The sequence below is a fragment of the Streptomyces sp. NPDC054786 genome, from assembly GCF_053611685.1.
This window is the reverse complement of the sequence record NZ_JBSHAW010000002.1, coordinates 131936-158612: the sequence shown is the minus strand read 5'-3', so window position 1 is coordinate 158612 and position 26677 is coordinate 131936. Positions and strand designations below refer to the sequence as shown.

The window sequence follows — 26677 nt, the reverse complement described above, 5'->3', positions numbered from 1 at the left end:
ACCAAACACCTGGTTTTTGGGCATTACGAAAATAAACGGGGCCTGGTGGACGTCACCGAATAGGGGGGGGGGGGGGCCGACCCCCACCCCCCCCGCCCACGCCGTCATCTGTGCGCGGCTACCGGTCAGGCGCCGGGCGCGGTCGCCGTCTGGCCCGCCGGCGGCGGGGCCACGTCGACCTTGGTGCCGTAGTCCGTGTAGAGCGCGGTGGAGTCGCTGGGCTGCTTGCCGCCGAGCTTCTCCCTCTTCTTGACCAGCAGGTTGTTCGAGTCGATCCAGACGTCGAGCTGCTCGCTCTTCGCGCCGCCCTTCGCGAACTGCTTGCGGATCATGTCGCGGAGGTCCTTGCCGAGCTTGCCGCTCAGCTGGTCCAGCGTGATGGTGCCGGTGTAGTGCGTCGCCTGGACGCCGTTGACGTTCTCCTTGCCGACGGCCTTGGCCGAGCCGGAGGCGGCCAGCAGCTCGATCGGCTGGCTCGGGTTGGCGTTCTGCAGCGCTTCCTGGAACAGGGTGCCCGAGCCACCCAGCTTCTTCGAGAGGAGGGAGTACGAGTACTTCGTCCAGGGCTTGCCGCCGCCACCCGGCATGGCGGCGCCCATGTTCATGTACACGGCGTCCGCGGTGTAGATGGCCTTGATCGGCTTACCGGGGCTCCCCCCGGCGTCCATGGTGTTCGCCACGTTCATCCGCATGCCCTGCGTCCAGTCCAGCCCGCCCTTGGTGGACTGCTTCACCTGCTTGCCGGCGAGGGCCGTGGTCGTGGAGCCGTCGATCTTCGCGGTCTTCTTGCCCTCGGTCGCCTGCTGGGCCGCCTTCAGCGCGTCCGCCGGGTTCTGCGCCGGGTCCTGCTTCCCGCCCGCATCGCTGCTCCCGCCGCTGCTGCTGCTCCCGCCGCCGGACGCCTTGCCGCCGTCGTTGTTGTTGCAGGCGCTCAGACCGCCCACCAGAATCACGGCACCCGCCACGGCGGCGGCTATACGCGTGCTACGCACTTGAGGCTCCCCCTTAAATCATTTCTACGGACCTCGGGGGCGACTGTAGTGCAGACCACTGACCGCACATGTGTCAGGCCCCGTCCCTCCACAGGGGAGAAACGGGGCCTGACGCATGAATCACGCGCTACGAGGCGTCGATCAGGGAGATCAGACGGCCTCGTCCTCGACGAGGAGGTTGCGGGTGCGGTTGGCGTCCAGCGGGATGCCGGGGCCCATCGTGGTGGTGATGGTCGCCTTCTTGATGTAGCGGCCCTTGGCGGCGGACGGCTTGAGGCGGTTGATCTCCTCGAGCGCCGCGGCGTAGTTCTCCACCAGCTTGGTCTCGTCGAAGGAGACCTTGCCGATGATGAAGTGGAGGTTCGCGTGCTTGTCCACGCGGAACTCGATCTTGCCGCCCTTGATGTCGGTGACAGCCTTGGCGACATCCGGGGTGACGGTGCCGGTCTTCGGGTTCGGCATCAGACCACGCGGACCGAGCACGCGGCCGAGGCGGCCGACCTTGCCCATGAGGTCCGGGGTGGCGACGACGGCGTCGAAGTCCAGACGGCCCTTGGAGACCTCGTCGATCAGTTCGTCCGAGCCGACGATGTCGGCGCCGGCGGCTTCCGCGGCCGCAGCACGGTCACCGGTCGCGAAGACCAGGACCCGGGCGGTCTTACCGGTGCCGTGCGGGAGGTTCACGGTGCCACGGACCATCTGGTCGGCCTTGCGCGGGTCGACACCCAGACGCATGGCGACCTCGACGGTCGCGTCGAACTTGACGGACGTGGTGTCCTTGGCGAGACGGACGGCCTCGAGCGGGGCGTACACGCGCTCCCGGTCGATCTTCGCGTCCGCGGTGCGAAGAGTCTTGCTGCGCTTCACTTCTGCTCCTGATGCAGTGGGTGGAGTCGTGGTGCGGACCAGCGCCTGGTCCTGCCACGGGTGGTGCCAGAGGGGCTGAGGATCAGCCCTCGACCGTGATGCCCATGGAACGGGCGGTGCCGGCGATGATCTTCTCGGCGGCGTCCAGGTCGTTGGCGTTCAGGTCGGGCATCTTGGTGGTGGCGATGTCGCGGACCTGGTCGCGGCTGATCTTGGCGACCTTGGTCTTGTGCGGCTCGCCGGAGCCCTTGTCCACGCCCGCGGCCTTCAGGATGAGCTTCGCGGCCGGCGGGGTCTTGGTGATGAAGGTGAAGGAACGGTCCTCGTAGACCGTGATCTCCACCGGCACGACCATGCCACGCTGCGACTCGGTCGCGGCGTTGTAGGCCTTGCAGAACTCCATGATGTTGACGCCGTGCTGACCCAGCGCGGGGCCGACCGGCGGAGCCGGGTTTGCGGCGCCGGCGCTGATCTGGAGCTTGATAAGCCCCGTGACCTTCTTCTTCTTGGGAGGCATGCTCTCTCCGGGTCCTAGTGAGAGGTTTTTCGCCGAGCCATCCGGTCATCCGGATGGAGGCATACCGCACCACGATAACGGGTATCGTCGCGCGGCCAAAAACCGAGCAGGTCAGACCGGCTGTGAGCCCGTCTGACCTGGTCGGTTTGGCTGGTGGTCCGGAAGAACCTAGTTCTTCTGGATCTGGTCGAAGCTGAGCTCGACCGGGGTCTCGCGGCCGAAGATCTCGACGAGGCCCTTGACCTTCTTCGAGTCGGCGTTGATCTCGTTGATCGTCGCCTGCAGCGTCGCGAACGGACCGTCGGTGACGGTGACGGAGTCGCCCACCTCGAAGTCCAGCACCTGGACCTCGACCTTGCGGGACGGCGCCGGCTTGCCCTCGGCCGCGGCGGCCTCCTTGGCGGCCTTCTCCTCGGCCTCCGGGGCGAGCATCTTGACGATCTCGTCCAGCGTCAGCGGGTAGGGGTCGTAGGCGTTGCCGACGAAGCCGGTGACACCGGGGGTGTTGCGGACGACGCCCCAGGACTCGTTCGTCAGATCCATGCGCACGAGCACATAGCCCGGGAGCTTGTTCTGGCGGATGGTCTTGCGCTCGCCGTTCTTGATCTGCGCGACCTCTTCCTGCGGCACCTCGGCCTGGAAGATGAAGTCCTCGACGTTCAGCGAGACGGCGCGCTGCTCAAGGTTGGTCTTCACGCGGTTCTCGTAGCCCGCGTAGGTGTGGATGACGTACCACTCGCCGGGGAGGCCGCGGAGTTCGTCGCGGAGGGCGGTCACCGGGTCGACCGGCTCCGGCTCCTCGTCCTCGGCGACCTCGGCCGTGGCCTCGGCATCCTCTTCGACGTGCACCGCGGCCGTCTCGGCGGGCTCGCCGGCGGCAGCGTCCTCGGCGTCGAGCTCGTCGACCTCGTCGACGGCCTCGACGATCTCAAGCGCGGTGTCGTCGCCCTCGACCTCGGCCGAGGCCGCCGCGTCAACGTCGGCCGCTGCCGTCTCGGCGGAGTCGGCGGCGTCGTTCAGGTTCGGGTCAGACACGGTGGCTGCTTCTTCCTGGCTTCAAGGGGTTGAACATGCGAAAGGGGCGCCCGCTGAGGCGCCCTCCGCGGGATCAGCCGAAGACGTACCCGACGACTCGGTTGATTCCCAAGTCAATCACGGTTACGAGACCGATGATGATGACAACAAAGACGATCACCACGCTGGTGTACGTCGACAACTGGCTACGCGAGGGCCATACGACCTTGCGGAGTTCCGCCACAACCTGGCGGTAGAAGAGCGCGAGCCGGGCGAAGGGGCCCTTCTTGCCGCGCTTGCCGCCGCGGCGGGGCTTCTTCTGGGATTCCGCGGTCTCGTCCTCGGAACGACCGCGCTCAGGCATGTCGATGGAGCCCAGGGCGTCCGTCACTCGTCCTCACCTGAATCCGGGTCGTGGCCGTGCCGCGCCCGGTTGAGCCGCACGGCGGTGCATTTCATACGTACGCGTGCACGCACTGCGGTGGAGAGTGCGTGTAGCAGGGCCGGAGGGACTTGAACCCCCAACCGCTGGTTTTGGAGACCAGTGCTCTACCAATTGAGCTACGACCCTTTGTGGTTCCCCCAACCTACCGCATGCGGTCGACTGCACTAAGTGCGTGCGCCGCGGCGACCTGTTGGGAGCCAACGGTCAGCGAGTGTACGTGGTTCGGAGCCGGGCGTCGAACAGGATCCTCCCGGGTGGTGCCCGCAAACCCGTGTGCCGGGCTCGTCAGAGGTCTGCAACGATGCATATATGAGCGCTGCAACCCCTTCCGCATCGTCCCCCACCGACCGCCGGGTCTCGGCCCGGGTCGGTTCGATCTCCGAGTCAGCGACCCTCGCCGTGGACGCCAAGGCGAAGGCCCTCAAGGCCGCCGGGCGCCCGGTGATCGGCTTCGGCGCCGGTGAGCCCGACTTCCCCACGCCCGACTACATCGTCGAGGCGGCGATCGAGGCCTGCCGCAACCCGAAGTACCACCGCTACACCCCGGCCGGCGGCCTCCCCGAGCTGAAGACCGCGATCGCCGCGAAGACGCTGCGCGACTCCGGCTACGAGATCGAGGCCGCGAACGTCCTGGTGACGAACGGCGGCAAGCAGGCCATCTACGAGGCGTTCGCGGCGATCCTCGACCCGGGTGACGAGGTCATCGTCCCGGCCCCGTACTGGACCACCTACCCCGAGTCGATCCGGCTCGCGGGCGGTGTGCCGGTCGATGTGGTCGCCGACGAGACCACCGGCTACCGCGTGAACGTCGAGCAGCTGGAGGCGGCCCGTACGGACCGCACCAAGGTGCTGCTCTTCGTGTCGCCGTCGAACCCGACCGGTGCGGTCTACACCCGCGAGCAGGTCGAGGCGGTCGGCCGCTGGGCCGCCGAGCACGGCCTGTGGGTGCTGACCGACGAGATCTACGAGCACCTGGTCTACGGCGATGCCGAGTTCTCGTCGCTGCCGGTGGTCGTGCCCGAGCTGCGCGACAAGTGCATCGTCGTCAACGGCGTGGCGAAGACGTACGCGATGACCGGCTGGCGGGTGGGCTGGGCGATCGGCCCCAAGGACGTCATCAAGGCCGCCGCGAACCTCCAGTCGCACGCCACGTCCAACGTGTCCAACGTCTCGCAGGCCGCGGCCATCGCGGCGGTCTCCGGCGATCTGACGGCCGTCGAGGAGATGAAGGTCGCCTTCGACCGGCGCCGCAAGACGATCGTGCGGATGCTCAACGAGATCGACGGCGTGCTGTGCCCGGAGCCGGAGGGCGCGTTCTACGCGTACCCGTCGGTCAAGGAGATCCTCGGCAAGGAGATCCGCGGCAAGCGCCCGCAGAGCAGCGTCGAGCTGGCCGAGCTGATCCTGGAGGAGGCGGAGGTCGCCGTCGTCCCGGGTGAGGCCTTCGGCACCCCCGGCTACCTGCGGCTTTCGTACGCGCTGGGCGATGAGGACCTGGTCGAGGGCGTGTCGCGCATCCAGAAGCTGCTGGCCGAGGCCAAGTGATCGATGCCACCTGCGGAGCGCCGTAGGTGGTCGCGCAGCGGGCGTCCGGAGCCTTCCGGGCGCCCGCTCGCGCGTTCCCCCGGACACCCCTTCGGGAAAGGGCCTACCCGCGTGCCGCCCGGATGCGGCAAGATCTTGGGATGGAGAGTGTTCGTGCCAGCGGCGGAGCCGCTATTCGAGACCTGCGCCGTTTGCCGAAGGCCCATCTGCACCTGCACTTCACCGGGTCGATGCGGTCCGCGACACTGCTGGAACTGGCCGAGAAGTACGGCGTCCATCTGCCGGAGGCCCTGCGGGGCGGGGAGCCGCCCAAGCTGCGGGCCACGGACGAGCGCGGCTGGTTCCGCTTCCAGCGGCTGTACGACATCGCGCGGTCGTGTCTGCGGGAGCCCGAGGACATCCGGCGGCTGGTCCGCGAGGCCGCCGAGGAGGACGTCCGCGACGGGTCGCGCTGGCTGGAGATCCAGGTCGACCCGACCTCGTACGCACCGCGGCTGGGCGGGCTGATCCCGGCCCTGGAGATCATCCTGGACGCGGTGCACGGCGCCTCCCGTGACACCGGGCTCGGCATCCGCGTCGTGGTCGCCGCGAACCGCATGAAGCACCCCCTGGACGCCCGCACACTGGCGCGTCTCGCGGTGCGCTACGCCGACCAGGGGGTGATCGGTTTCGGACTGTCCAACGACGAACGCCGGGGTTTCGCCCGGGACTTCGACCGCGCCTTCGCCATCGCCCGGGAGGGCGGTCTGCTGGCGGCACCGCACGGCGGTGAGCTGTCGGGGCCGGCGAGCGTCCGGGACTGCCTGGACGATCTGCACGCCGGCCGGGTGGGGCACGGCGTACGGGCCGCGGAGGATCCCGTGCTGCTGCGCCGGCTGGCCTCGCGCGGGGTGACCTGCGAGGTGTGCCCGGCGTCGAACGTGGCGCTGGGGGTCTACGAGAAGCCGGAGGACGTGCCGCTGCGGACGCTCTTCGACGCGGGGGTGCCGATGGCGCTGGGCGCGGACGATCCGCTGCTGTTCGGCGCGCGGCTGGCCGCGCAGTACGAGATCGCCCGCACCGCACACGGCTTCACGGACGCCGAACTGGCCGAACTGGCCCGGCAGTCGATCCGCGGCTCACGCGCCCCGCAGGACGAGCAGCAGCGGCTGCTGGCGGAGATCGACGCCTGGCTGGCCGCGTAGCGCCCCTAGAGGCTGACGCCGACCGTGACCGGCTCGTTGACGAGCGTGACGCCGAAGGCCGCATGGACGCCGTCGCGGACCTCGCGGGCCAGTGCGAGCAGGTCCTCGGTGGTGGCCCTGCCGCGGTTGGTGAGCGCGAGGGTGTGCTTGGTCGAGATGCGGGCCGGGCCGCTGCCGTAGCCCTTGGTGAAGCCGGCGCGGTCGATGAGCCAGGCCGCGGAGGTCTTCACCAGGCCCTCGCCGGCCGGGAAGGCGGGCGGGGCGACATCGGGTCCGAGGCGGTCCTGGACGCGCTGGACGAAGACGGCGTGCTCGGCCTCGGTGAGGATCGGGTTGGTGAAGAAGGAGCCGGCCGACCAGGTGTCGTGGTCCTCGGCGTCCAGCACCATGCCCTTGCCGGCGCGCAGCGCCAGAACGGTCTCCCGGGCGACGGCGGCCGGGACCCGGTCTCCGGCACCGACGCCGAGGGCGCGGGCGGTCTCGGCGTACTTCAGGGGCGCGGAGAGGCCTCCCGCGTCCTCCAGGGCGAAGCGCACCCGCAGCACCACGAACCGGTCCGGGTGCTGCTTGAAGCGGCTGTGACGGTACGAGAAGCCGCACTCCTCGTTGGGGATCGTGACGGTCTCGCCGGTGCGGCGGTCGTAGGCGACGACCTCGGTGATCGTCGCGGAGACCTCCTGGCCGTACGCGCCCACGTTCTGGATCGGGGTGGCGCCCGCCGAGCCGGGGATGCCGGCCAGGCACTCCACACCGGCCAGTCCGGCCTCGACCGTACGGGCGACCGCGTCGGACCAGTTCTCGCCGGCGGCGAGCGTGAGGTCCGTGCCGTCGAGCGCGAAGCCGCGAGTGGCGAGGCGCAGGGCCGTGCCGTCGAAGCCCTTGTCGCCGATGACGAGATTGCTGCCGCCGCCGATGATCAGCAACGGGGTCCCGGCTTCGTCGGCCGCCCGGACCGCCGCGATCACCTCGTCGTCGGTGGTGGCCGTGACGAGGCGGGTTGCCGGGCCGCCGAGGCGGAAGGTGGTCAGCGGGGCGAGGGGGGCGTCGTGGAGTTCCTGCACGCGCCCAAGGGTACGGGGGCGGTCCGGCTGTCCTCGGCCGCCCGCCCCCGGCGGCAGCGGATCAGGCGAGGCGGACCACGGCGCGGGACATGCCCAGCACCTTCTGGCCCGCACTCATCGCGGTGAGGTCGACGCGGACCGTACGGGCGTCGTCGTCCAGCTTGGCGGCGACCTTGGCGCTGACCTCGATCAGTGCACCGGTCTCGTCGTTGGGCACGACGACGGGCTTGGTGAAGCGCACGCCGTACTCAGCGACCGCACCGGGGTCGCCGGCCCAGTCGGTGACCACACGGATCGCCTCGGCCATGGTGAACATGCCGTGGGCGATGACGTCCGGCAGTCCGACCTCCTTGGCGAACTTCTCGTTCCAGTGGATCGGGTTGAAGTCGCCGGAGGCGCCCGCGTACTGGACGAGCGTGGCGCGGCTCACGGGGAAGGCCTGCGCCGGGAGTTCCGTACCGACCTCGACCTCGTCGTAAGAAATCTTGGCGGTCATCTCAGGCCTCCTTCGCGGCGCGGGCCACCAGCTTGGTGAAGGCGGTCACGACATGTTCGCCCGCCTCGTCGTGCACCTCACCGCGGATGTCGATGATGTCGTTGCCCGCCATGGTCCTGATGGCCTCGATGGTGGAGGTGACGCTCAGCCGGTCCCCGCTGCGCACCGGCCGGGTGTAGGCGAACTTCTGGTCGCCGTGCACCACCCGGCTGTAGTCCAGGCCCAGTTGCGGATCCTCGATGACCTGCCCCGCGGCCTTGAAGGTGATCGCAAACACAAAGGTCGGCGGCGCGATCACATCGGAGTGCCCGAGTGCCTTGGCCGCATCGGTGTCCGTGTAAGCGGGGTTGGTGTCACCGATCGCCTCGGCGAATTCGCGGATCTTTTCCCGGCCGACCTCGTACGGGTCGGTGGGCGGGTACGTGCGTCCGACAAAAGACTGGTCGAGCGCCATGGGCTCGCAACCTCCCTGTACTGATGGTGATAACGCCGTGAGGCCGCCCCCACAAATGGGGACGGCCTCACGGACGAGCCTGTGTTATCGCGTCTCGCGGTGCGCGGTGTGCGACTTGCAGCGGGGGCAGTGCTTCTTCATCTCAAGACGGTCCGGGTCATTACGCCGGTTCTTCTTGGTGATGTAGTTCCGCTCCTTGCACTCCACGCAGGCCAGCGTGATCTTCGGGCGGACGTCGGTGGCAGCCACGTGAGTGCTCCTTGGACGGACGGGTGGTCGGATTAACGCATAAAAGAGTAGCCGATCGGAGGACCGACCCCACAATCGGCTACTGTCAGTAGCGGTGACCGGACTTGAACCGGTGACACAGCGATTATGAGCCGCTTGCTCTACCGACTGAGCTACACCGCTGTGATGCAAGAGTCCCCCGCCCGAAGACGAGGTACCTCACACATCAGAGCCCCAATACGGAATCGAACCGTAGACCTTCTCCTTACCATGGAGACGCTCTGCCGACTGAGCTATTGGGGCGAGCGATGAAGACATTACACGGCCCGCCGCCAAACGTGAAATCCGTATCCGGGCCGTGCCTCAACGGCCCCGCGCACCACACCGGTACGACTATTTCGCGCCTGCGCGAAGCTCTCCCAGCAGCGCCCTAGGCTCGGAAGAACGCTGCGTGATCTTGCACGCCGGTGGCTTCGAGGAGCGCGATGTCCGACAGCAGTTCGCCGCAGCCCCAGCCGGGAAAGCCCGGCGGCGCCGGCCACTACGCGAGGTCGGACAGCGGCGCGCTGGTGCTGTGCGGTGCCCGGCTCGCCGACGGCCGGACGGTGGACGTACGGCTCGGCGGCGGACGCATCGAAGCCGTCGGAACGGCCGGCAGCCTCGCCCCGCAGGGTGCCCGCGTCGATCTCGCCGGCTACCTCCTGCTCCCCGCCCCCGTCGAACCGCATGCGCACTGCGACACCGCCCTGACGGCGGACTCCGACGGCCCCGCCTCCGGCTCCCCCGAGGACGTCCAGCGCCGGACGACCGAGGCCGCGCTGCTGCAGCTGGGGCACGGCGCCACCGCTTCCCGCAGTCACGTCCGGATCGGCGACGTACAGGGCCTGCGTTCGCTGGAGGCGGTGCTGCAGGCCCGCAGGTCGCTGCGCGGGCTGGCCGATCTGGCGGCGGTCGCGGTGCCGCGGGTGCTGACCGGGGTGGCCGGTGCGGACGGGCTGGCGATGCTGCGGGATGCCGTGAAGATGGGCGCCTCGGTCATCGGCGGCTGTCCGGATCTCGACCCGGACCCGGCCGGGTATGTCGAGACGGTCCTGGAGCTGGCCGGGGAGCAGGGCTGTCCGGTGGATCTGCACACCGACGGTGACGATCCGGCGCGGCTGGCACGGTTCGCGGCGATGTCCGGCGGGCTGCGGCCGGGCGTCGCCCTCGGGCCGTGCGCCGGGATGGCGCGGATGCCGCGGAGCGTGGCGGCGCGGGTCGCCGAACAGCTGGCGGCCGCCGGGGTCGCCGTCATCTGTCTGCCGCAGGGCGATTGCACGGGGCTGGAGCGGTACGGCTCGCGGGTGTCGCGGCCGGCGCCCGTACGGCTGTTGCGGGCGGCCGGGGTGCGGGTGGCGGCGGGCAGCGGGGCGCTGCGGGACGTGGCGAACCCGGTGGGGCGCGGCGACCCTCTGGAGGCCGCCTATCTCCTGGCCTCCCTGGGGGAGGCCACGCCTGAGGCGGCGTACGAGACGGTGAGTTCGGCGGCGCGGGCGACGCTGGGCCTGCCGGAGGTACGCGTCGAGGCGGGCTTCCCCGCGGAGCTGCTGGCGGTGCGCGGCGAGCGGATCGCCGGGGTGCTCTCGCTGGCCTACAGCCGGATCGTGATCCACCGCGGGCGGGTGGTCGCCCGTACCAGTGCGGTGCGGGAGTACTGCGACTCGGCGGCGGAGGTGGCGCTGGAGCTGCCGCGGCAGTCGCAGCGCTGAGCCACGGCGGCGAGAAGCAACCGGCACCCGGCCGGTCCCGCGCTCTGCCACGGCGCTTCGGCGTACGGTCGGGATCATGCGCATTGTCATCGCAGGTGGACATGGTCAGATCGCGCTGCGGCTGGAGCGGTTGCTCGCCGGGCGCGGGGACGAGGTCGCGGGCATCATCCGCCGGCCGGAACAGGCCGGCGATTTGCTGGCCGCTGGAGCCGAGCCGGTGGTCTGCGACCTGGAGTCGGCGTCGGTGCAGGACGTCGCCCGGCACATGGAGGGCGCCGACGCGGCCGTCTTCGCGGCGGGTGCGGGACCGGGCAGCGGTATCGAACGCAAGGAAACGGTGGATCGCGGCGCGGCGGTGCTCTTCGCGGACGCGGCCGAGGCGGCGGGCGTACGGCGCTTCCTCGTCATCTCCTCCATGGGTGCGGACCGCGAGCCCCCCGAGGGCACCGACCCGGTCTTCGCCGCATATCTGCGGGCCAAAGCCGCAGCGGACGCGGACATCCGCTCCCGCGCCGGCCTGGACTGGACGATCCTGCGGCCCGGCAGGCTGACGAACGACCCCGGAACGGGCCGGGTGACGCTGGCCGAGAAGACCGGTCCCGGTACGGTCCCCCGCGACGATGTCGCGGCCACCCTGATGGCGCTGCTCGATGAACCGGCCACCATCGGCCGGACGTTGGAGCTGATCAGCGGGGATGTGCCGGTGGTGGATGCGGTGCGGGCGGTGTCGGCGGCGCAGCGGGGGTAAGGCGTCCGCCGGGAATGCGAAGGCACCGGGCCCCGGTCCGCCGGTGCGGGCCGGGGCCCGTCGTTCGCTGCTGACCGGCTTCCAGCGTGGGCGTCGGCCTCGGCAGTTGCGGCGCTGCTACGGGACGGTGGGGGCCGTGTGAGGTCGACAACAGGTGAACGGCTGGGTCACTCGGAGCACTCGGAGCACTCGGAAAGGAAACGGCCCCCGATCCGCGTTTCCGCAGATCGGGGGCCGTTTCACCACCTGTGGCGGCGCCAGGATTCGAACCTGGGAAGGCTGAGCCGGCAGATTTACAGTCTGCTCCCTTTGGCCGCTCGGGCACACCGCCAGGGTTTGCTGCCGGGAGACCCGCTGTGCGGCGGTGCTCCGTGGCAACGACGTAAACCATACCCGATGGCCGGGGGTGGTTCGCCACTCGATTCGGGAGCGCTGGATCTTGGCCGGGTGACTAGGCTTGGCAGGCGGCCCGGGAAGGGCCGCGCCCCTGACGGATCTACGTACGAGGAGCCAACTCAACATGGCCGACTCCAGTTTCGACATCGTCTCGAAGGTAGAGCGGCAGGAGGTCGACAACGCCCTCAACCAGGCCGCCAAGGAGATCTCGCAGCGCTACGACTTCAAGGGCGTGGGCGCGTCGATCGAGTGGTCGGGCGAGAAGATCGAGATGCGGGCCAACGCCGAGGAGCGGGTGAAGGCCGTGCTCGACATCTTCCAGTCCAAGCTGGTCAAGCGCGGGATCTCCCTGAAGGCGCTGGACACCGGCGAGCCGCAGGCCTCGGGCAAGGAGTACAAGATCTTCGCCTCGATCGAGGAGGGGATCTCGCAGGACAACGCCAAGAAGGTCGCCAAGATCATCCGTGACGAGGGCCCGAAGGGCGTCAAGGCACAGGTGCAGGGCGACGAGCTGCGGGTCAGCTCGAAGAGCCGGGACGACCTGCAGGCGGTGCAGCAGCTGCTCAAGGGCAAGGACCTGGACTTCGCCCTGCAGTTCGTGAACTACCGCTAGCGGCCCGGCTTTCGGGTGCCACGGGATGGGGCGGCGCGCTTCGGCGTGCCGCCCCACCGGTGTGTCGGGGCGGGGATACCGGAGCGGCCCCATGGAGTGCTTGACCTCAAGTTCGGTTGAGATAGCAGGGGCGTGACATGACGACTTCTCGTGAGGCGCAAGGCCGTTCTGCTGCCGGGCCCGGGGCCGGGTTCCGGCGGTATGTGGCCCCTCGGGGGCTCGTACGGGTCTGAGGACGAGGGGCCGGCGGGCGGGCGGTCAGCGGGCGGCGAAGGGCTCGTCCGTGGGGACGATGTCGCGGCCCAGGGGCATGAGGGAGACCGGGATCATCTTGAAGTTGGCGATGCCGAAGGGGATCCCGATGATCGTCACGCACAGGGCGATGCCCGTGATGATGTGCCCCAGGGCCAGCCACCAGCCCGCGAAGATGATCCAGATGACATTGCCGATCGCCGAGCCGACGCCGGAGTCCTCGCGCACGACGGTCGTACGGCCGAAGGGCCACAGGGCGTAGCCCGCGATCCGGAAGGACGCGATGCCGAAGGGGATCGTGATGATCAGGATGCAGCAGATGATGCCCGCGACGACGTAACCGATCGCCAGCCACAAGCCGCTGAGGACCAGCCAGAGGACGTTAAGGATGAACTTCATGATCAACAGCCTTCCACGGGCACGGCGGAGAATGTATCTGCCGTGCTAGACGCGCTGAGCCCGGTGAATCGTTGCGTTCATGATGCGACGGGCGCCCGATGACGGCCACCGGTCCCCCAGGCGTCAGGGGCGGTGGCCCGCCATCTGTTCGAGGCGGGCGATCCGCTCGCGCATCGGGGGGTGGGTGGAGAACAGCCGGGACAGGCCGTCGCCCCGGAACGGGTTGGCGATCATCATGTGGCCGGCGGTTTCCAGGCGCGGCTCGGGCGGGAGCGGGAGCTGCCGGGTTCCGGCCTCCAGCTTGCGCAGGGCGGCGGCCAGGGCCAGCGGGTCGCCGGTGAGCTGGGCGCCCGCGGCATCCGCCTCGTACTCGCGGGAGCGGCTGACGGCGAGCTGGATGACCGAGGCCGCGACCGGCCCGAGGATCATGATCAGCAGCATGCCGAGGAGGCCGGGGCCCTCGTCGTCGTCGGACCGGCCCAGGGGAATCAGCCAGGCGAAGTTGACGAGGAACATCACGACGGAGGCCAGCGCGCCCGCGACGGAGGAGATCAGGATGTCGCGGTTGTAGACATGGCTGAGCTCATGGCCGATCACGCCGCGCAGCTCGCGTTCGTCGAGCAGCTGGAGGATGCCGTCGGTGCAGCAGACCGCGGCGTTGCGGGGGTTGCGGCCGGTGGCGAAGGCGTTGGGCGCCTGGGTCGGGGAGAGGTACAGGCGCGGCATGGGCTGGCGGGCCGCGGTCGAGAGCTCACGGACCATGCGGTAGAGCTGTGGCGCCTCGAACTCGCTGACCGGGCGGGCGCGCATCGCCCGCAGGGCCAGTTTGTCGCTGTTCCAGTAGGCGTAGGCGTTGGTGCCCAGGGCCACGACGACGGCGATGATCAGGCCCGTACGGCCGAACAGGCTGCCGATGACGATGATGAGGGCGGACAGTCCCCCGAGGAGTACGGCGGTCCTGAGCCCGTTGTGCCGGCGGTGCACGGTACGCCCTCCAAGCGGTGCGGCAGGGGAACCCTGTGCTGCGTTTCTCCACTCTCCAGTGGACCCTTACTCACTGGTCAACGCGAGATGACGGAGCCTGGTTCCCTTGTGCACGGGCGGCGGGCCGGGCGGGGCACACGGCCGCGTCCGGCGGGGCGTACCGCCGTACGGGTGGGGTGGAGACCGGTGGGGCGGTAGGGGCGGCGGTGAGGGTTCGTACGGCGCCGGTCGGCCGTCAGGGCGTGCCGTTCGGATCGCCCCGGGGCCGCGGTGATCCCAGCGGCACGCTCTACAGCAGCGCCCCGGAGGCGAAGCGCAGGACGAGCTGCGGAGCGCCGGAGAGGGCGATGCCGAGGACGGCGGCGAGCGCGATGGCGGTGGCGAGGGGGGCCGGGACCGCGGCGGGGGCCGGGTGCCCCGCGGGCGCGGGCTCGGGGGTCTCGGTGCCCTCTGCTTCCTCGGCACCCCGGAAGAGGACCGTGGTCCACTGCAGGTAGTAGTAGAGCGCGATCACGACATTGACGGCCATGATCACGGCGAGCCAGGCCAGTCCCGCGTCGACCGCCGCGGAGAAGACCGTGACCTTGGCGAACAGGCCGATGATGCCGGGCGGCAGACCGGCGAGGCAGAGCAGGAAGAAGCCGAGAGCGAGCGCGGCCAGGGGGCGGCGGGCGTACAGGCCCCGGTAGTCGGTGAGGCGGTTGTCGGGGCGGGTACGGGCCACCAGGGCCGCCACGGCGAAGGCGCCGAGATTCACGGCGGCGTACATCAGGGCGTAGGCGACGGTGGAGCCGATGGCGTGTGCCGGGTCGTGGGCGTAGCCCGCCGCCGCGATCGGGACCAGCAGGTAGCCGGCCTGGCCCACCGAGGACCAGGCGAGCAGGCGTACGGCGCTGTGCGCGCGGCGGGGGTCCTGCCGCAGGGCCGCAACATTGCCGACGGTCATGGTGAGCGCGGCGAGGACGGCCAGTGCCGGGGCCCAGACGTTCGCGTACGAGGGGAAGCCCCGGACCGTGACGAGGATCAGGCCGGAGAAGCCGACGGCCTTGCCCACCACGGAGAGGTAGCCGGCGATGGGGAGCGGCGCGCCGACGTAGGTGTCCGGCACCCAGAAGTGGAACGGGGCGGCGGCGGTCTTGAAGGCGAAGCCGACAAGGGTGAGTGCGACGCCGGCGCTCGCCAGGGTGGCCAGCCGCGGGTCGGGGAGGTCGGTGAGGGTGTGCGCCACCCGGGAGAGGTGCAGGCTGCCGGTGGCCGCGTACAGGAAGCTCACGCCGAGCAGCATCACGGCGGTGGCGGCCACCGAGGACAGGAAGAATTTGAGGGCGGCCTCGGAGGAGAGCCGGTCGCCGCGCCGCATGCCGACCAGGGCGAAGGCGGGCAGTGAGGCGACTTCGAGGGCGATGACCAGGGTGGTGAGGTCCCTGGAGGCGGGCAGCAGCGCGGCGCCGGACGCCGAGGAGAGCAGCAGGAACCAGTACTCGCCCGCGGGCAGGTCCTGGTCCTTGAGGGTGTCGATGGACAGCAGGGCGGTCAGCAGCGCCCCGCCGAGCACCAGGAACTGGATGACCAGGGCGAACGGGTCGGCCGCATAACTGCACACGTCGGGGTGGGCCGGAAGGCAGAAGGTGCGGCGGTCGCCGTTCAGGAGGGGCAGCAGGGACAGCGCGGCGAGCGCGAGGCCCGCCGTCGCCAGCCACCCCAGCAGCGGCTTGCGGGCCGCCGGGAGGAAGAGGTCGGCGACGAGGACCACCAGGGCGACGGCCGCGGCGATGGTGGGCGGGGCGAGGGCGAGCCAGTCGACGGACTGGACCAGAGAGGTCACCGTGCTCATCACTTACCGCCTCCGAGGAGCTGCTGGACGGCCGGGTCGGTGAGGCCGAGGAGGGCCGCGGGCCACAGTCCGGCGAGGACGGTGAGGACGGCGAGGGGCGTCCAGGCTGCGTACTCGTAGCGCGCGAGGTCGGGGATGACGGGGGCCGGTACGGCCGGGGCCACGGTGACCGCTTCGGCCGCCGTGGCGGTGCCTTCCTCGACCGCGGGGACGGCCTCCACGACCGCCGGGGTGCCGCCCATGCAGACACGGCGGACGACGAGCAGCAGATAGGCGGCGGTCAGCAGGGTGCCGAGGCCGGCCAGCACCATGAACGTCAGGAAGGCGGGGCGGCTGAGGCCGGCGGCGGGCCGGAAGGCGCCGAACATCGCCAGCATCTCGCCCCAGAATCCGGCCAGTCCCGGGATGCCCAGCGAGGCGACGGCCCCGAAGGCGAGCAGGCCGCCGAAGCGGGGGGCCTTGCCGTAGAGGGCGGCGCCGGTGCTGCCCGCAAGGGTGTCGAGGTCGGTGCTGCCGTAGCGGTCCTTGAGCGCGCCGACGAGGAAGAAGAGCAGGCCGGTGATCAGGCCGTGGGCGACGTTGGCGAACAGCGCGCCGTTGACGCCGGTGGGGGTCATGCTGGCGATGCCGAGCAGCACGAAGCCCATGTGGCCGACGGAGCTGTAGGCGATCAGGCGCTTGAGGTCGCCCTTGGCGCCCTTGCGTACGAGGGCGAGGCAGGCGAGCGAGCCGTAGATGATGCCGACGGCGGCCAGCGCGGCGAGGTACGGCGCGAAGGTGTGCATGCCCTCGGGCGTGATGGGCAGCGCGATCCGCACGAACCCGTAGGTGCCCATCTTCAGCAGGACGCCTGCGAGGAGCACCGAGCCGACGGTGGGGGCGGCGGTGTGCGCGTCGGGCAGCCAGCTGTGCAGCGGCCACATCGGGGACTTGACGGCAAGTCCGATGCCGATGGCGAGCAGCGCGAGCAGCTGAACCGTGTGGCTGAGCTGGGCTTTCGGGCCGTTGTCAGTGGCGAGTGCCACCATGTCGAACGTGCCGGATTTCACGCCGATGAGGAGGAGACCGAGCAGCATCACGACGGAGCCGAGCAGCGTGTAGAGGATGAACTTCCAGGCCGCCGCCTGCTTCCCCGCGCCGCCCCAGCGGGCGATGAGGAAGTACATCGGGATGAGGACCATCTCGAAGGCAAGGAAGAACAGCATCAGGTCGAGGACGGCGAAGGTGGCGAGGGTGCCGGCCTCAAGGGTGAGCAGCAGGGCCACAAATGCCTTGGGAGACGGGCCCGTTGGCATGTGGAAGTAGCTGTAGAGCGCGCAGAGGAAGGTCAGCAGCGCGGTCAGCACGACAAGGGGGAGCGAGATGCCGTCGACGCCGAGGTGGATGCGGATGTCCAGCGCCGGGATCCAGCTGATGTCGGTGGTGGCCTGCATACGGGCCGGGTGGTCGTGGTCGAAGCCGACGGCCAGCGCGAGGGCGGCGGCGAGCACGACGCCGGTGGCGGTCACGCCGTGGCGCAGTACGGCCTGGTCGGGGTTGCGGCCCCGGAGGCCGGGGGGCGCCGGGAGCAGGGCGCCGACCGCGCCCAGCAGGGGGAGGACGACGACCGCCGCGAGGAGGTACTGCAGAGCGGTGGGGTTCACGGGTCAGGCCCTCCTCAGGGTTTCGGCTCCGGCGAGCCCGGCCGCGAGGGGTGTCGGCTGGGGGTGCGGGGTGCGTGCACCAGCGGATTGCGGCATCGGTCAGGCTCCCGTGCCCGTAGCGACGAGGACGGCGGCGACGGCCAGGACGAGCGAGCCCGCGAGCAGCGCAGCGAGGTAGGTCTGCACATTCCCGGTCTGGGCGCGGCGGACCGCGGCGCCCAGCAGGCGGGGGGCGGCGCCCGCGCCGCGGACGTAGGTGTCGACGACCTCGCGGTCGAGGAAGCGCACGAGCGAGGCGGCGGCACGTACGGGCCGGACGAAGAGGACGGAGTAGACGGCGTCGAGGTGGAAGCCGACCGCCGCATGGCGGTGCAGCGGGCCCAGCAGGAGGCGTCCGGGGTCGGCCGGGTCCGGGGCGCCGGCGTTGTCGCCGTAGACCGGGGCGTGGGTGTCGATGGCCACTTCCTCGGCGATCGCGGGGCCGGCGTCCGGAGCGGCGACGACCGCGCCGAGGGGGGTACGGGCGGCGAGCGCGGTGGTGTGCCGCCAGGCCGCATAGGTGACCAGGCCGCCGACGAGGGCGATACCGGTGCCCAGGACGGAGGTGGTCAGGGTCGGCGCCAGCGAACGCCCGTCGAACCAGCCGGGCAGGAAGGGGGCGCCGAGGCCGAGCGCGACGGTCGGGACGAAGAGCACCCACAGGACGGCGTTCATGGCGACCGGCTGCGGGCCGTGATCGGCGGCTTCGGCGCCCTTGCCCTTGAAGGCCAGCAGCCACAGGCGGGCGGCGTAGGCCGCGGTGAGGAGGGCGGTGAGCAGTCCGGAGACCAGCACGGTCCAGCCGACCGCGCCGGGGATGCCCCGCGCGTCACCGAGGGCGGCGTGTTCGGCGGCGCCCAGGACGGCTTCCTTGGAGAAGAAACCGGCGAACGGCGGGATCGCGGCGAGGGCGAGCAGCGCGACGGTCACGGTCCAGTAGGCGTCCGGGATGCGCCGGGCCAGACCGCTCATCCGGGACATGGCGGCCAGCGAGTTGGTGCCCGCGGCGTGAATGATCACGCCGGCGCCGAGGAACAGGAGGGCCTTGAACGCGCCGTGTGAGAGGAGGTGGAAGACGGCGGCGCCGCGGTCGCCGACGGCCAGTGCGCCGAGCATGTAGCCGAGCTGGCCGACCGTCGAGTAGGCCAGGACGCGCTTGATGTCGTCCTGGGCCAGCGCGGCCAGCCCGGAGCCGACCATGGTGATCGCGGCCATGACGGCGAGCACGACCAACGCGGCCGCGGAGGCGGCGAAGACGGGGAGGAGACGGGCCACGAGATAGACACCGGCCGCCACCATCGTCGCGGCGTGGATCAGCGCCGAGACGGGCGTCGGGCCGGCCATCGCGTCCGGGAGCCAGGTGTGCAGCGGGAACTGCGCCGACTTGCCCGCGACACCGGCGAGCAGCAGCAGCGCGATCAGCGTCGGGTGGTCGAGGCCGCCGGCGGTGACGGACCCGAGGATGCCGGTGATGCGGAACGTTCCGGCGTCGGCGGCCAGCGCGAAGATGCCGAAGAGGAAGGGGACGTCGCCGAGCTTGGTGACGAGGAAGGCCTTGAGGGAGGCGGCGCGTGCGGCCTCGGTCTCCCAGTAGTGGCCGACGAGGAAGTAGGAGCAGATGCCCATGACTTCCCAGCCGACCAGCAGCACCATCAGGTCGCCGGTGTAGACGACCAGCAGCATCGCGGACGTGAAGAGCGAGACCAGCGCGGCGTAGGAAGGGTAGCGGGGGTCGTCGCGCAGATAGCCGGTGGAGTAGATCTGCACACAGGTCGCCACGACACCGACCAGGACGGCGATCAGCGCGGCGAAGCCGTCGATGTGCAGGGCCAGGTCGATGGGGATCGAGCCGGTGGGGGTGAGCCGGGTGGCGACGTCGGTGGCCGGTCCGCCGTCCTGTCCGATGGCGACGGACACGGTGAGCGCGGCCGCGGCCAGCGTCGGCAGCACGGCCAGCGGCCGGACGAAGCCGGGCGCGCTGCGTCCCACGAGGAGACCGGCGACGGCACCGAGGAAGGGCAGGAGGGGAACGAGAACGGCGGTGGTCGTGAGGGTCACGCGGCGGCCTCCGCCGTGGTGTCCGGCTGCGGGTCCCCGTCCGCGGCGCCCGTCTTCTCGGCGAGGTCGCGGAGCCGGTCGATGTCGGAGCTGCCGCGGTTGCGGTAGACGAGCAGCACGATCGCCAGGCCGATGCCGATCTCGGCGGCGGCGATGGCGATGGTGAAGAGGGTGAGCGCCTGGCCGGTGTGCAGGGTGTCGCGCAGCCAGACGTCGAAGGCGACGAGGTTGAGGTTGACGGCGTTGAGCATCAGCTCGACGGACATCAGCACCAGGACCGCGTTGCGGCGCGCGAGCACGCCGTACAGCCCGGTGCAGAAGAGCAGGACGGCGAGGACGGCCGGGTAGGCGAGATGCATCAGCGCTGCTCCTCTCGTGGGGCGGGGGCACGGGAGGCGCTGTTCTTGAGGCCCGCCGCTGCCGCGGGCACGTCGTCCCCCGTCTTGCGGGACAGCACGATCGCCCCGACGAGCGCGGCCAGCAGCAGCACGGACAGCGCCTCGAAGGGCAGCACCCAGTACTGGAAGAGGCTGCGCCCGGAGACCTCGGTAGAGCCCTGGGCGGCGCCGTCGAGGTTGACCCAGGTGGCGCGGAAGCCGTCCACGACGACCCACACCAGGGCCGCGGCCGAGGCGAGGGCCACCGCGAGCGCGGCCCACCGGTTGCCCGAATCGGCGTCCGGGGAGCGGCCGATGGGCGCCTTGGTGAGCATCAGCCCGAAGAGCAGGAGGACGACGACGGAACCGACGTAGATCAGCACCTGCACCCAGGCGATGAACTCGGCCGTCAGCAGGAGATATTCGACGGCGATCCCGCCGAGGGCGACGACCAGCCAAAGGGCGGCGTGCACCAGCTGCCGGGTGGTGACGGTGATGACGGCCGCGCCGAGGGTGGCGATACCGACGAGGACGAAGGCGATCTCGACACCGGTGGGCGACAGGAAGCCATGGCCGGCTGCGGTGGCGGCGAGCGTCACGTTCCCTCCCCTGGGGTGTCCGGTCGGTTCTGGTCCGCTGTCGGGTCCACGGCCTGGGCCGCCTCGGCTTCGGCCTGCTGCTGGGCGGCGAGCTTGTCCGCCGTCTTACGGGCGGCGGCGAGCTCCTTGGGTTCCTCGGCCGCCGGGTCGAGCGCCGGCGGTTCGGGCACCGTCCACATCCACTCGCGGAGCCTGTCGCGCTCATGGGTCAGATCGCGGATGTCCGTCTCGGCGTACTCGAACTCCGGTGACCAGAAGAGCGCGTCGAAGGGGCACACCTCGATGCAGATCCCGCAGTACATGCACAGCGCGAAGTCGATCGCGAAGCGGTCCAGCACATTGCGGCTGCGCTCCCGGCCCCCGGGGGCGGCCGGCGGCACCGTCTCCTTGTGGGAGTCGATGTAGATGCACCAGTCCGGGCACTCACGGGCGCACAGCATGCAGACCGTGCAGTTCTCCTCGAACAGCCCGATGACGCCACGGGTACGGGGCGGGAGGTCGGGCTGGACGTCCGGGTACTGCGCGGTGACCGATCGTTTCGTCATCGTCCGCAGGGTGACGGCCAGCCCCTTGGCGAGGCCGGAACCGGGGAAGCTCATGACGAGATCACCACCTTGATGACGCCGGTGAGGGCGATCTGGGCGAGCGAGAGCGGGATGAGGACCGTCCAGGCGAGCTTTTGCAGCTGGTCCTCGCGCAGCCGCGGGTAGGTCACCCGCAGCCAGATGACGCCGAAGGCGAGGATCACGGTCTTCAGCAGCGTCCACAGCCAGCCCAGGCCGTCGGCACCGAACGGACCGTGCCAGCCGCCGAGGAAGAGGACGGAGGTCAGCGCGCAGAGGACGACGATGCCGGCGTATTCGGCGAGCAGGAAGAGCGCGAAGCGCAGTCCGGTGTACTCGGTGTACGCACCGAAGATGATCTCCGAGTCGGCGACCGGCATGTCGAACGGCGGCCGCTGCAGCTCGGCGAGCCCCGCGGTGAAGAAGACCACGCCGCCGACGATCTGCCACGGCACCCACCACCAGTGGAAGGCCTCGACGATGCCGGGCAGGGAGAGCGTGCCCGCCGCCATCGCGACGGAGGCCGCGGCGAGCAGCATCGGCAGCTCGTACGCGAGCAGCTGCGCGGCCGTCCGCAGACCGCCGAGCAGCGAGAACTTGTTCGCCGAGGCCCAGCCCGCCATCAGTGAGCCGAGCACGCCGACGCCCATGACGGCGAGGACGAAGAAGATCCCCGCGTCCAGGGCCTGTCCCACGGCATTGTGCGGGCCGACCGGGATGGCGACCAGGACCAGGAGGTACGGCAACAGGGCGACGGCGGGCGCGAGTTGGAAGATCCGCCGGTCGGCGCCGGCCGGAACGATGTCTTCCTTCTGCGCGAACTTCACACCGTCGGCGACGAGTTGCGCCCAGCCGTGGAACCCACCCGCGTACATGGGTCCGAGCCGGCCCTGCATATGGGCCATGACCTTGTGCTCGGTCTGCCCGATGACCAGGGGGAAGACCAGAAAGACGGCGAAGACGGCGAGCAGGCGCAGCGCGGTGTCGAGAGCCTCGCTCATGGGGTGTCGCCTCCTGCCGGGTCGTGAGGGGTGTCCTGTCGGGGCTCGGGAGCGGGGGCGGGGTCCGGCTCGGGGGCGGACTCCGCTGCCGGCTCCGGTGCCGGGCCGGATCGCGGCTTCGGTGCCGGGCCGGCTTGCGGCTTCGGTGCCGCTTCCGGCTTCGCAGCCGCCTCCGGCTTCGGACCCGCTTCCGGCTTCGGCTCCGGTGCGGCCGTGGGCTCCGGCTCCGCCTTGTTCCCGGGCGCTGCGGCCTGCTCGTCCGGTGCCGCCAGCTCGTCCGGCGCGGCCTTCTCCTCCTGGGGCGCTGCCGTCTTCTCCGGCTTCTGCTCCTGGGGCGCTGCCGTCTTCTCCTGCTCGTCGAAGGCCGGACGGGCGTGGTGCCAGGGCGCGTCCGAGGAACGCGGGGCCGCCTCCTTCGAGGGGGCCGCCGCCGGGGCTTCCTCGGCCGGGACCGCCGCCGACGGGGCCTCCTGGGGCGAGGTCGCCTCAGGTGTCCCCTCGGTCGGGGTCGCCCCGGCCGTCTCCTCCGCCGCAGCCGCCTCCGCCGCCCGCCGCTGACCGGCCGAGCCCTCGCTCGCCGAACGCGTACGGCGCGCCGGGCGCTCGGGACGTGCCTCGGCCGCCGGGGTCTCGGTCCCCTCCCCCGCCGTCTGCCGCTGACCGGCCGAACCCTCGCTCGCCGAACGCGTACGCCGGGCCGGACGCTCGCCCGCGGCCGCACCGGCAGCGCCGGCCGCGCGTGCGCCGCCGGCCGCCCGCGCACCCCGCGCCGGACGCGCGGGCGCAGGCGGCAGCTGGCCCTTCAGCGGGCCCCACTCGTTCGGGTCCGGGACGCCCGGGGGCAGCATCTGACGGCGCTTGGGCCCGCCGTGCGCCGCAGCCTCGCCCGGCTCCTTGGCGCCCGGCCATGCCTTGGCGACCCGCGCCGCCAGCACGAAGTCCTTGCGCAGCGGGTGCCCTTCGAAGTTGTCCGGGAGCAGCAGCGGGACGAGGTGCGGATGGCCGGTGAAGTCGACACCGAACATCTCGTGGGTCTCCCGCTCGTGCCAGCCCGCGCCCGCGTACACACCGACGGCGGTGGGCAGCACGGCCGCGTCGTGCGGCACGGTCGTCCGCACGATCAGCCGGTGGACGGTGCCGGGCCGCGCCACATCGGCGAGATGTGCACAGATCCGGAAGCCGGTGCCGGGCTCGTCGACGGCGCTCAGCCAGTCGAAGTAGCTGCAGCCGAGGTCGTCGCGGGCGGCCGTCAGTGCCGTGAGCCAGCCGTCCACAGGGACATCGACGGTCAGCACGTCGTACGCCAGCTCGGCCGCCGCCCCCGTACCGAAGATCTCGCTCGCGGGCCGCGGCAGCCAGCCGACGACCGGCTCGGCGACCGGCTGTTCCGGCTGCTTGGGGGTCTCCGCCTGCTCGGGGGTCTCCGCCTGCTCGGGGGTCTCCGCCTGCGGCTCCGGCTGCGGCTCCGGCTGCTGAGGCTGCTCCGGCTGCTCGCTCATCGGGGCTCCTCCCCCGCCGCCTTCGGCTCATCCGCCGGCTTCGGCGCGGGCGGCGTGACCAGCCCGCTGCGCAGCGCGGCCGCGGACGGCCGGGGCGCGCCGCCCTTCGCGTACCGCTCCCCCAGCGACTCGCGCGCGATCTTCTCCTGAAGCTTGAGGATGCCCTGCAGCAGCGCCTCCGGACGCGGCGGGCAGCCCGGTACGTACACATCCACCGGAATGATCTGGTCCACGCCCTTGGTGACCGAGTACGAGTCCCAGTAGGGGCCGCCGCAGTTGGAGCAGGCCCCGAAGGAGATGACGTACTTCGGCTCCGGCATCTGCTCGTAGAGCCGCTTGACCGCGGGCGCCATCTTGTCGGTGACCGTGCCGGAGACGACCATCAGGTCGGCCTGGCGCGGGCCGGGCGCGAACGGGATCACGCCGAGCCGGATGAAGTCGTGCCGCGCCATGGACGCGGCGATGAACTCGATGGCGCAGCAGGCGAGGCCGAAGTTGAAGACCCAGAGGCTGTAGCGGCGGCCCCAGTTGAGGACCACCTTCATCGGTTCGGGCGCGAGCCGGGCAAGGGTGCCCAGGCGCTGCGGCTCCGGCAGGAACTGCGGGGCAGCGCCCTCGGACGCGGCTGCGGAGCTGGGGGAGGCGGGGGTCACGTCCATTCCAGGACGCCCTTCTTCCATGCGTAGAGCAGGCCGATGGCGAGGAAGCCGAGGAAGATGAACATCTCCACCAGCGTCACACCACCGAAACCAGGGGCGGCGAAGATCGTTGCCCAAGGGAACAGGAAGATCGAGTCGACGGCGAAGATGACGTAGAGGAAGGCGTACACGTAGTAGCGGACCTGGGTGTGCGCCCAGCCCTCGCCGACGGGGTCCACGCCGCACTCATAAGTCAACAGCTTCTCGGGCGTCGGCACCACGGGCCGCAGCAGCCGCCCGGCACCGAAGGCCACGGCGACGAAGAGCACCCCGATCACGCCGATGATCCCGACGACCGAGTAGCCCTGGAAGTAGTCCGCGGCGACGGTGGTCCGTACGGTCGCGTCCAGCACGTCCGCCCCTCGCTCCCTGACTGCGCTTGTTCAACGACTTCGACGATCTGTACGGACCGGAGTCTAGGCCCTGCCCCGGCCGCGGTGAGCAGCCGCATCGTCGCGGACGGTGGGGTTGTCCCTACTTCGCCCTACCTGGGCGGCAGGCAGCGTAGACGGCGGGGCCGGTTGTCTCAGCAGGTGTCTCAAAAAGCGGACGGACGGGCGGTTCCACGGGCGGTCCGGTGACTGTGCGCGCGGTCACCGGGGCGGCCCGCCGTGGGGGTGGACGGGGGCCGGATGGACGGGGGCGAAGTGGCCACCGTCAGGCGTGGGATTCCCAGGGGCGGCGGGAGGTCCGTGGGGCACGGCGTTACCCGGGGCGGCAGGGGCTCCGTACGAAGGGGCTCCGTACGAGGGGGCTCCGTAGGCGGCAGGGGCTCCGTACGGCGTGGGGTCACCCGGGGCCGAGGAGGCTTCGTAGGGCGTGGGACGGGCCGGCCCTGACGGGTAGGGGGCCGCGTATGGCATGGAAGGGCCTGGGGCGGAGGGGTGGGCGTCCGGCCCTGGCCGGTCGCTGCCGGGGGTCGCCGGTGTGCTCCGGTCCGTACGCTGCCGGCCCGGTCCGCGGGAGACGGCCCGGTTCATCGCCTCGGCCGCGATCCGCGCCGCCGCCTGCAGCGTCCGCTCGCCGAGCAGCTCCGTGCGGATCGCACCGCCCGCCGCGAGATGGCGGTCGTACGGAAGCGGGAGCACCGTCGCGCCGCCGATGCTCAGATGCTCGGTGGCCTTGCGCAGCTCCAGTCCGGAATCGGGGGACCCATGGCTGAGGACCACCACCGTCGTCGGCAGCATGCCGGGGTGGAGCCCACCGACCCAGTCCAGTACCGAGCGGGTGGCCGTCACCCCCTCCGGGGTGGCCGGGGATACCAGCACCCGCGCCTGCGTCGTCACCAGCGCGGTACGCGCGACCTCGGCAGGCAGCGTCTCGCAGTCCACGACGGTGGTGGCGAAGTACCGGCGCAGGGACGTCATCACCACCCGGTAGGTGTCGATGTCCAGCCTCGTCCCGATGGCGCCCTGGCTGCCGGGCAGCAGCCAGCCGCCTCCGGGGAACGGAATCAGATAGCCCGTCAGGTCCGTGATCAGCATCGACGGATCCACTATCTGCGCCAGGTCGGTGCCCGACCAGCGCACCTCCCGCGCACCCAGCCGGTGCGGCAGTGTGCCGAGCGCCGGATCGGCCTCGATCGCCAGCACCGGATCGGCGCGGTAGTGGGCATAGGTGAGGGCCAGCAGTGCGGCGACGGTGGACTTGCCCGCACCGCCCCGGATGCTCGTCACGGAGATCTGCCGGCCGGTCGCCACCGGCTGCTGGATGGCGTACGCGGTCTCTGTGAGGGCGGCGGTCTCCGCGGCGGGCGACGACGCGATCGCCCGCCGGACGGCCCGCCCCGCGCGCTGCGCGACGGACTCCCCGTGCCGCGGCTTGGACCGCAGGGCGTCCAGCTCGGGCGGCATCAGCGGTACCGAGACGGGAGTGGGGCCGGACCTGCGCACGGGGGTGGGCGTGTGCACGGAGGCGGAAGGAACCGCGGCGGTGGACGGGGGCGGCGTGGTGTGGGGGGCCGGTGCGGTGTAGGAGGCCGACGGCGGGGCCGGTTCCGGTACGGGCTGCGGCTGCGGCTGCGGAACGGCAGTGGGCAGGGAGCCGGGAGCGGCCAGGGAGCCGGGTGCGGCATGGGCGGCCGGCACGCCGTCCCGTAGGGCAGCGGTGTCCGGTGCCGGCGGCGGAGCGGAGGGCAGCGGCGGGACCACCGCACCGCCGGTGCCCGGCATGGCGGAGGGCGCGGGCATCGGTGCGGGCGCTACGGGCGCGGCAGCGGCATCCGGAACGGTCGACTCCGTCCGCACCGTCAGCGGGGTGTCCCATACGGTCGCCTCCGAGGGAGCGGGCGTGGCCGGCGCGCTCCCGGGGGCGGGCGTGGCAGAGCCGCTCGCCGTGCCGCCCGTTCCCGCGGACGTTCCTGGGGTCATCGCGGCTCCGCCGAGGTCGTGCGGCAGATCGTGCTGCCGGTCTCCCGGCACAGG

General features: G+C 71.2%; 27 protein-coding genes and 4 tRNA genes. 5 read left to right on the top strand and 26 right to left on the bottom strand.

Annotated elements, in window-relative coordinates:
* Nucleotides 1-125 precede the first annotated feature (125 nt).
* The 6 genes from ACWGI6_RS03045 to ACWGI6_RS03020 all read right to left on the bottom strand — a co-directional run bounded on the left by ACWGI6_RS03045 (nt 126) and on the right by ACWGI6_RS03020 (nt 3961).
* A complete protein-coding gene (locus ACWGI6_RS03045; RefSeq protein WP_453265862.1) occupies nt 126-992 on the bottom strand; it encodes a hypothetical protein in 867 nt (288 codons plus the stop codon).
* Nucleotides 993-1142: 150 nt separating this feature from the next.
* On the bottom strand, nt 1143-1859 hold the full coding sequence (gene rplA, locus ACWGI6_RS03040) for a 50S ribosomal protein L1 (protein ID WP_030074759.1): 717 nt from the start codon (nt 1857-1859) through the stop codon (nt 1143-1145).
* An 82-nt stretch (nt 1860-1941) separates the two neighbouring features.
* Nucleotides 1942-2376 carry a 50S ribosomal protein L11 gene (rplK, locus tag ACWGI6_RS03035; RefSeq protein ID WP_384388414.1) on the bottom strand — a complete coding sequence of 145 codons (435 nt, stop codon included), beginning with the start codon at nt 2374-2376 and terminating at the stop codon, nt 1942-1944.
* A gap of 168 nt (nt 2377-2544) precedes the next feature.
* Nucleotides 2545-3411, bottom strand: coding sequence for a transcription termination/antitermination protein NusG (gene nusG, locus ACWGI6_RS03030; protein WP_453265861.1), 867 nt, complete (start codon nt 3409-3411; stop codon nt 2545-2547).
* A 73-nt stretch (nt 3412-3484) separates the two neighbouring features.
* Nucleotides 3485-3781 carry a preprotein translocase subunit SecE gene (secE, locus tag ACWGI6_RS03025; RefSeq protein WP_128507231.1) on the bottom strand — a complete coding sequence of 99 codons (297 nt, stop codon included), beginning with the start codon at nt 3779-3781 and terminating at the stop codon, nt 3485-3487.
* A 107-nt stretch (nt 3782-3888) separates the two neighbouring features.
* Nucleotides 3889-3961 (bottom strand) — tRNA-Trp (locus ACWGI6_RS03020).
* 183 nt (nt 3962-4144) lie between these two features.
* On the opposite strand from ACWGI6_RS03020, the gene ACWGI6_RS03015 reads away from it, so the two are divergent.
* Nucleotides 4145-5380 (top strand): pyridoxal phosphate-dependent aminotransferase, encoded by a 1236-nt coding sequence (locus ACWGI6_RS03015; RefSeq protein ID WP_453265860.1) that lies wholly within the window; start codon nt 4145-4147, stop codon nt 5378-5380.
* Between the two features lie 140 nt (nt 5381-5520).
* Nucleotides 5521-6564 (top strand): adenosine deaminase, encoded by a 1044-nt coding sequence (locus tag ACWGI6_RS03010; RefSeq protein ID WP_453265859.1) that lies wholly within the window; start codon nt 5521-5523, stop codon nt 6562-6564.
* A 5-nt stretch (nt 6565-6569) separates the two neighbouring features.
* Here the strand turns inward: ACWGI6_RS03010 and ACWGI6_RS03005 are convergent, their stop codons facing one another.
* The 6 genes from ACWGI6_RS03005 to ACWGI6_RS02980 form a co-directional block, all read right to left on the bottom strand.
* On the bottom strand, nt 6570-7625 hold the full coding sequence (locus ACWGI6_RS03005; protein WP_453265858.1) for a UDP-N-acetylmuramate dehydrogenase: 1056 nt from the start codon (nt 7623-7625) through the stop codon (nt 6570-6572).
* A 61-nt stretch (nt 7626-7686) separates the two neighbouring features.
* Complete coding sequence (locus tag ACWGI6_RS03000; protein WP_453265857.1) at nt 7687-8121, bottom strand: MaoC family dehydratase; 435 nt, start codon at nt 8119-8121, stop codon at nt 7687-7689.
* Between the two features lies 1 nt (nt 8122).
* Nucleotides 8123-8575 (bottom strand): FAS1-like dehydratase domain-containing protein, encoded by a 453-nt coding sequence (locus ACWGI6_RS02995; RefSeq protein ID WP_453265856.1) that lies wholly within the window; start codon nt 8573-8575, stop codon nt 8123-8125.
* Between the two features lie 84 nt (nt 8576-8659).
* The gene (rpmG, locus tag ACWGI6_RS02990; RefSeq protein ID WP_030986111.1) at nt 8660-8824 is read right to left on the bottom strand and encodes a 50S ribosomal protein L33; all 165 of its coding nucleotides are present in this window, start codon (nt 8822-8824) and stop codon (nt 8660-8662) included.
* An 89-nt stretch (nt 8825-8913) separates the two neighbouring features.
* Nucleotides 8914-8986, bottom strand: a tRNA-Met gene (locus ACWGI6_RS02985).
* Nucleotides 8987-9033: 47 nt separating this feature from the next.
* Nucleotides 9034-9106 (bottom strand) — tRNA-Thr (locus ACWGI6_RS02980).
* A 182-nt stretch (nt 9107-9288) separates the two neighbouring features.
* Here ACWGI6_RS02980 and ACWGI6_RS02975 point away from each other — a divergent pair.
* Nucleotides 9289-10551, top strand: coding sequence for an amidohydrolase family protein (locus tag ACWGI6_RS02975; protein ID WP_453265855.1), 1263 nt, complete (start codon nt 9289-9291; stop codon nt 10549-10551).
* A gap of 76 nt (nt 10552-10627) precedes the next feature.
* Entirely contained in the window at nt 10628-11299 is a 672-nt protein-coding gene (locus tag ACWGI6_RS02970; protein WP_453265854.1) for an NAD(P)H-binding protein, read from the top strand.
* A gap of 249 nt (nt 11300-11548) precedes the next feature.
* Here ACWGI6_RS02970 and ACWGI6_RS02965 read toward each other — a convergent pair.
* Nucleotides 11549-11630 (bottom strand) — tRNA-Tyr (locus ACWGI6_RS02965).
* Between the two features lie 189 nt (nt 11631-11819).
* Between ACWGI6_RS02965 and ACWGI6_RS02960 the strand changes: the two genes are divergently transcribed.
* Entirely contained in the window at nt 11820-12308 is a 489-nt protein-coding gene (locus tag ACWGI6_RS02960) for a YajQ family cyclic di-GMP-binding protein (protein ID WP_127151683.1), read from the top strand.
* A 258-nt stretch (nt 12309-12566) separates the two neighbouring features.
* On the opposite strand, the gene ACWGI6_RS02955 is transcribed toward ACWGI6_RS02960, so the two are convergent.
* From ACWGI6_RS02955 to ACWGI6_RS02895, 13 genes are all read right to left on the bottom strand, one after another.
* Nucleotides 12567-12959: a YccF domain-containing protein gene (locus tag ACWGI6_RS02955; RefSeq protein WP_453265853.1), complete on the bottom strand. Its 393-nt coding sequence runs from the start codon at nt 12957-12959 to the stop codon at nt 12567-12569.
* Nucleotides 12960-13082: 123 nt separating this feature from the next.
* Complete coding sequence (gene htpX / locus ACWGI6_RS02950) at nt 13083-13943, bottom strand: zinc metalloprotease HtpX (protein WP_453265852.1); 861 nt, start codon at nt 13941-13943, stop codon at nt 13083-13085.
* A gap of 289 nt (nt 13944-14232) precedes the next feature.
* Nucleotides 14233-15777: an NADH-quinone oxidoreductase subunit N gene (locus tag ACWGI6_RS02945; protein WP_453265851.1), complete on the bottom strand. Its 1545-nt coding sequence runs from the start codon at nt 15775-15777 to the stop codon at nt 14233-14235.
* Entirely contained in the window at nt 15777-17420 is a 1644-nt protein-coding gene (locus ACWGI6_RS02940; RefSeq protein ID WP_453265850.1) for a complex I subunit 4 family protein, read from the bottom strand. The genes ACWGI6_RS02945 and ACWGI6_RS02940 overlap by 1 nt, the downstream gene beginning before the upstream one ends.
* Nucleotides 17421-17519: 99 nt before the next feature.
* The gene (locus ACWGI6_RS02935; RefSeq protein ID WP_453265849.1) at nt 17520-19517 is read right to left on the bottom strand and encodes an NADH-quinone oxidoreductase subunit 5 family protein; all 1998 of its coding nucleotides are present in this window, start codon (nt 19515-19517) and stop codon (nt 17520-17522) included.
* The gene (gene nuoK / locus ACWGI6_RS02930; RefSeq protein ID WP_393906406.1) at nt 19514-19876 is read right to left on the bottom strand and encodes an NADH-quinone oxidoreductase subunit NuoK; all 363 of its coding nucleotides are present in this window, start codon (nt 19874-19876) and stop codon (nt 19514-19516) included. The genes ACWGI6_RS02935 and nuoK overlap by 4 nt, the downstream gene beginning before the upstream one ends.
* A complete protein-coding gene (locus ACWGI6_RS02925) occupies nt 19876-20493 on the bottom strand; it encodes an NADH-quinone oxidoreductase subunit J family protein (protein WP_453265848.1) in 618 nt (205 codons plus the stop codon). The genes nuoK and ACWGI6_RS02925 overlap by 1 nt, the downstream gene beginning before the upstream one ends.
* Nucleotides 20490-21092 (bottom strand): NuoI/complex I 23 kDa subunit family protein, encoded by a 603-nt coding sequence (locus tag ACWGI6_RS02920; protein WP_453265847.1) that lies wholly within the window; start codon nt 21090-21092, stop codon nt 20490-20492. Before ACWGI6_RS02920 ends, ACWGI6_RS02925 begins: the two co-directional genes overlap by 4 nt.
* Nucleotides 21089-22057, bottom strand: coding sequence for a complex I subunit 1/NuoH family protein (locus ACWGI6_RS02915; RefSeq protein ID WP_393906409.1), 969 nt, complete (start codon nt 22055-22057; stop codon nt 21089-21091). Before ACWGI6_RS02915 ends, ACWGI6_RS02920 begins: the two co-directional genes overlap by 4 nt.
* The gene (locus ACWGI6_RS02910) at nt 22054-23556 is read right to left on the bottom strand and encodes an NADH-quinone oxidoreductase subunit C (RefSeq protein WP_453265846.1); all 1503 of its coding nucleotides are present in this window, start codon (nt 23554-23556) and stop codon (nt 22054-22056) included. The genes ACWGI6_RS02915 and ACWGI6_RS02910 overlap by 4 nt, the downstream gene beginning before the upstream one ends.
* Nucleotides 23553-24215 (bottom strand): NADH-quinone oxidoreductase subunit B, encoded by a 663-nt coding sequence (locus ACWGI6_RS02905; protein WP_453265845.1) that lies wholly within the window; start codon nt 24213-24215, stop codon nt 23553-23555. Before ACWGI6_RS02905 ends, ACWGI6_RS02910 begins: the two co-directional genes overlap by 4 nt.
* Nucleotides 24206-24607: an NADH-quinone oxidoreductase subunit A gene (locus ACWGI6_RS02900; RefSeq protein WP_393906412.1), complete on the bottom strand. Its 402-nt coding sequence runs from the start codon at nt 24605-24607 to the stop codon at nt 24206-24208. The genes ACWGI6_RS02905 and ACWGI6_RS02900 overlap by 10 nt, the downstream gene beginning before the upstream one ends.
* A 240-nt stretch (nt 24608-24847) precedes the next feature.
* On the bottom strand, nt 24848-26623 hold the full coding sequence (locus ACWGI6_RS02895; protein WP_453265844.1) for a hypothetical protein: 1776 nt from the start codon (nt 26621-26623) through the stop codon (nt 24848-24850).
* Nucleotides 26624-26677 lie beyond the last annotated feature (54 nt).

What these genes read in the sequence shown, in the direction of transcription:
- ACWGI6_RS02995 (WP_453265856.1), bottom strand. Translation starts at nt 8,575, where the DNA reads ATGGCGCTCGACCAGTCTTTTGTCGGACGCACGTACCCGCCCACCGAC.
- ACWGI6_RS02955 (WP_453265853.1), bottom strand. Translation starts at nt 12,959, where the DNA reads ATGAAGTTCATCCTTAACGTCCTCTGGCTGGTCCTCAGCGGCTTGTGG.
- ACWGI6_RS02960 (WP_127151683.1), top strand. Translation starts at nt 11,820, where the DNA reads ATGGCCGACTCCAGTTTCGACATCGTCTCGAAGGTAGAGCGGCAGGAG.
- nuoK (WP_393906406.1), bottom strand. Translation starts at nt 19,876, where the DNA reads ATGCATCTCGCCTACCCGGCCGTCCTCGCCGTCCTGCTCTTCTGCACC.
- ACWGI6_RS02920 (WP_453265847.1), bottom strand. Translation starts at nt 21,092, where the DNA reads ATGAGCTTCCCCGGTTCCGGCCTCGCCAAGGGGCTGGCCGTCACCCTG.
- ACWGI6_RS02970 (WP_453265854.1), top strand. Translation starts at nt 10,628, where the DNA reads ATGCGCATTGTCATCGCAGGTGGACATGGTCAGATCGCGCTGCGGCTG.
- ACWGI6_RS02975 (WP_453265855.1), top strand. Translation starts at nt 9,289, where the DNA reads ATGTCCGACAGCAGTTCGCCGCAGCCCCAGCCGGGAAAGCCCGGCGGC.
- ACWGI6_RS02945 (WP_453265851.1), bottom strand. Translation starts at nt 15,777, where the DNA reads ATGAGCACGGTGACCTCTCTGGTCCAGTCCGTCGACTGGCTCGCCCTC.
- rplK (WP_384388414.1), bottom strand. Translation starts at nt 2,376, where the DNA reads ATGCCTCCCAAGAAGAAGAAGGTCACGGGGCTTATCAAGCTCCAGATC.
- ACWGI6_RS02910 (WP_453265846.1), bottom strand. Translation starts at nt 23,556, where the DNA reads ATGAGCGAGCAGCCGGAGCAGCCTCAGCAGCCGGAGCCGCAGCCGGAG.
- ACWGI6_RS02895 (WP_453265844.1), bottom strand. Translation starts at nt 26,623, where the DNA reads ATGACCCCAGGAACGTCCGCGGGAACGGGCGGCACGGCGAGCGGCTCT.
- ACWGI6_RS02905 (WP_453265845.1), bottom strand. Translation starts at nt 24,215, where the DNA reads ATGGACGTGACCCCCGCCTCCCCCAGCTCCGCAGCCGCGTCCGAGGGC.
- ACWGI6_RS03015 (WP_453265860.1), top strand. Translation starts at nt 4,145, where the DNA reads ATGAGCGCTGCAACCCCTTCCGCATCGTCCCCCACCGACCGCCGGGTC.
- ACWGI6_RS03000 (WP_453265857.1), bottom strand. Translation starts at nt 8,121, where the DNA reads ATGACCGCCAAGATTTCTTACGACGAGGTCGAGGTCGGTACGGAACTC.
- ACWGI6_RS03010 (WP_453265859.1), top strand. Translation starts at nt 5,521, where the DNA reads ATGGAGAGTGTTCGTGCCAGCGGCGGAGCCGCTATTCGAGACCTGCGC.
- ACWGI6_RS02915 (WP_393906409.1), bottom strand. Translation starts at nt 22,057, where the DNA reads ATGAGCGAGGCTCTCGACACCGCGCTGCGCCTGCTCGCCGTCTTCGCC.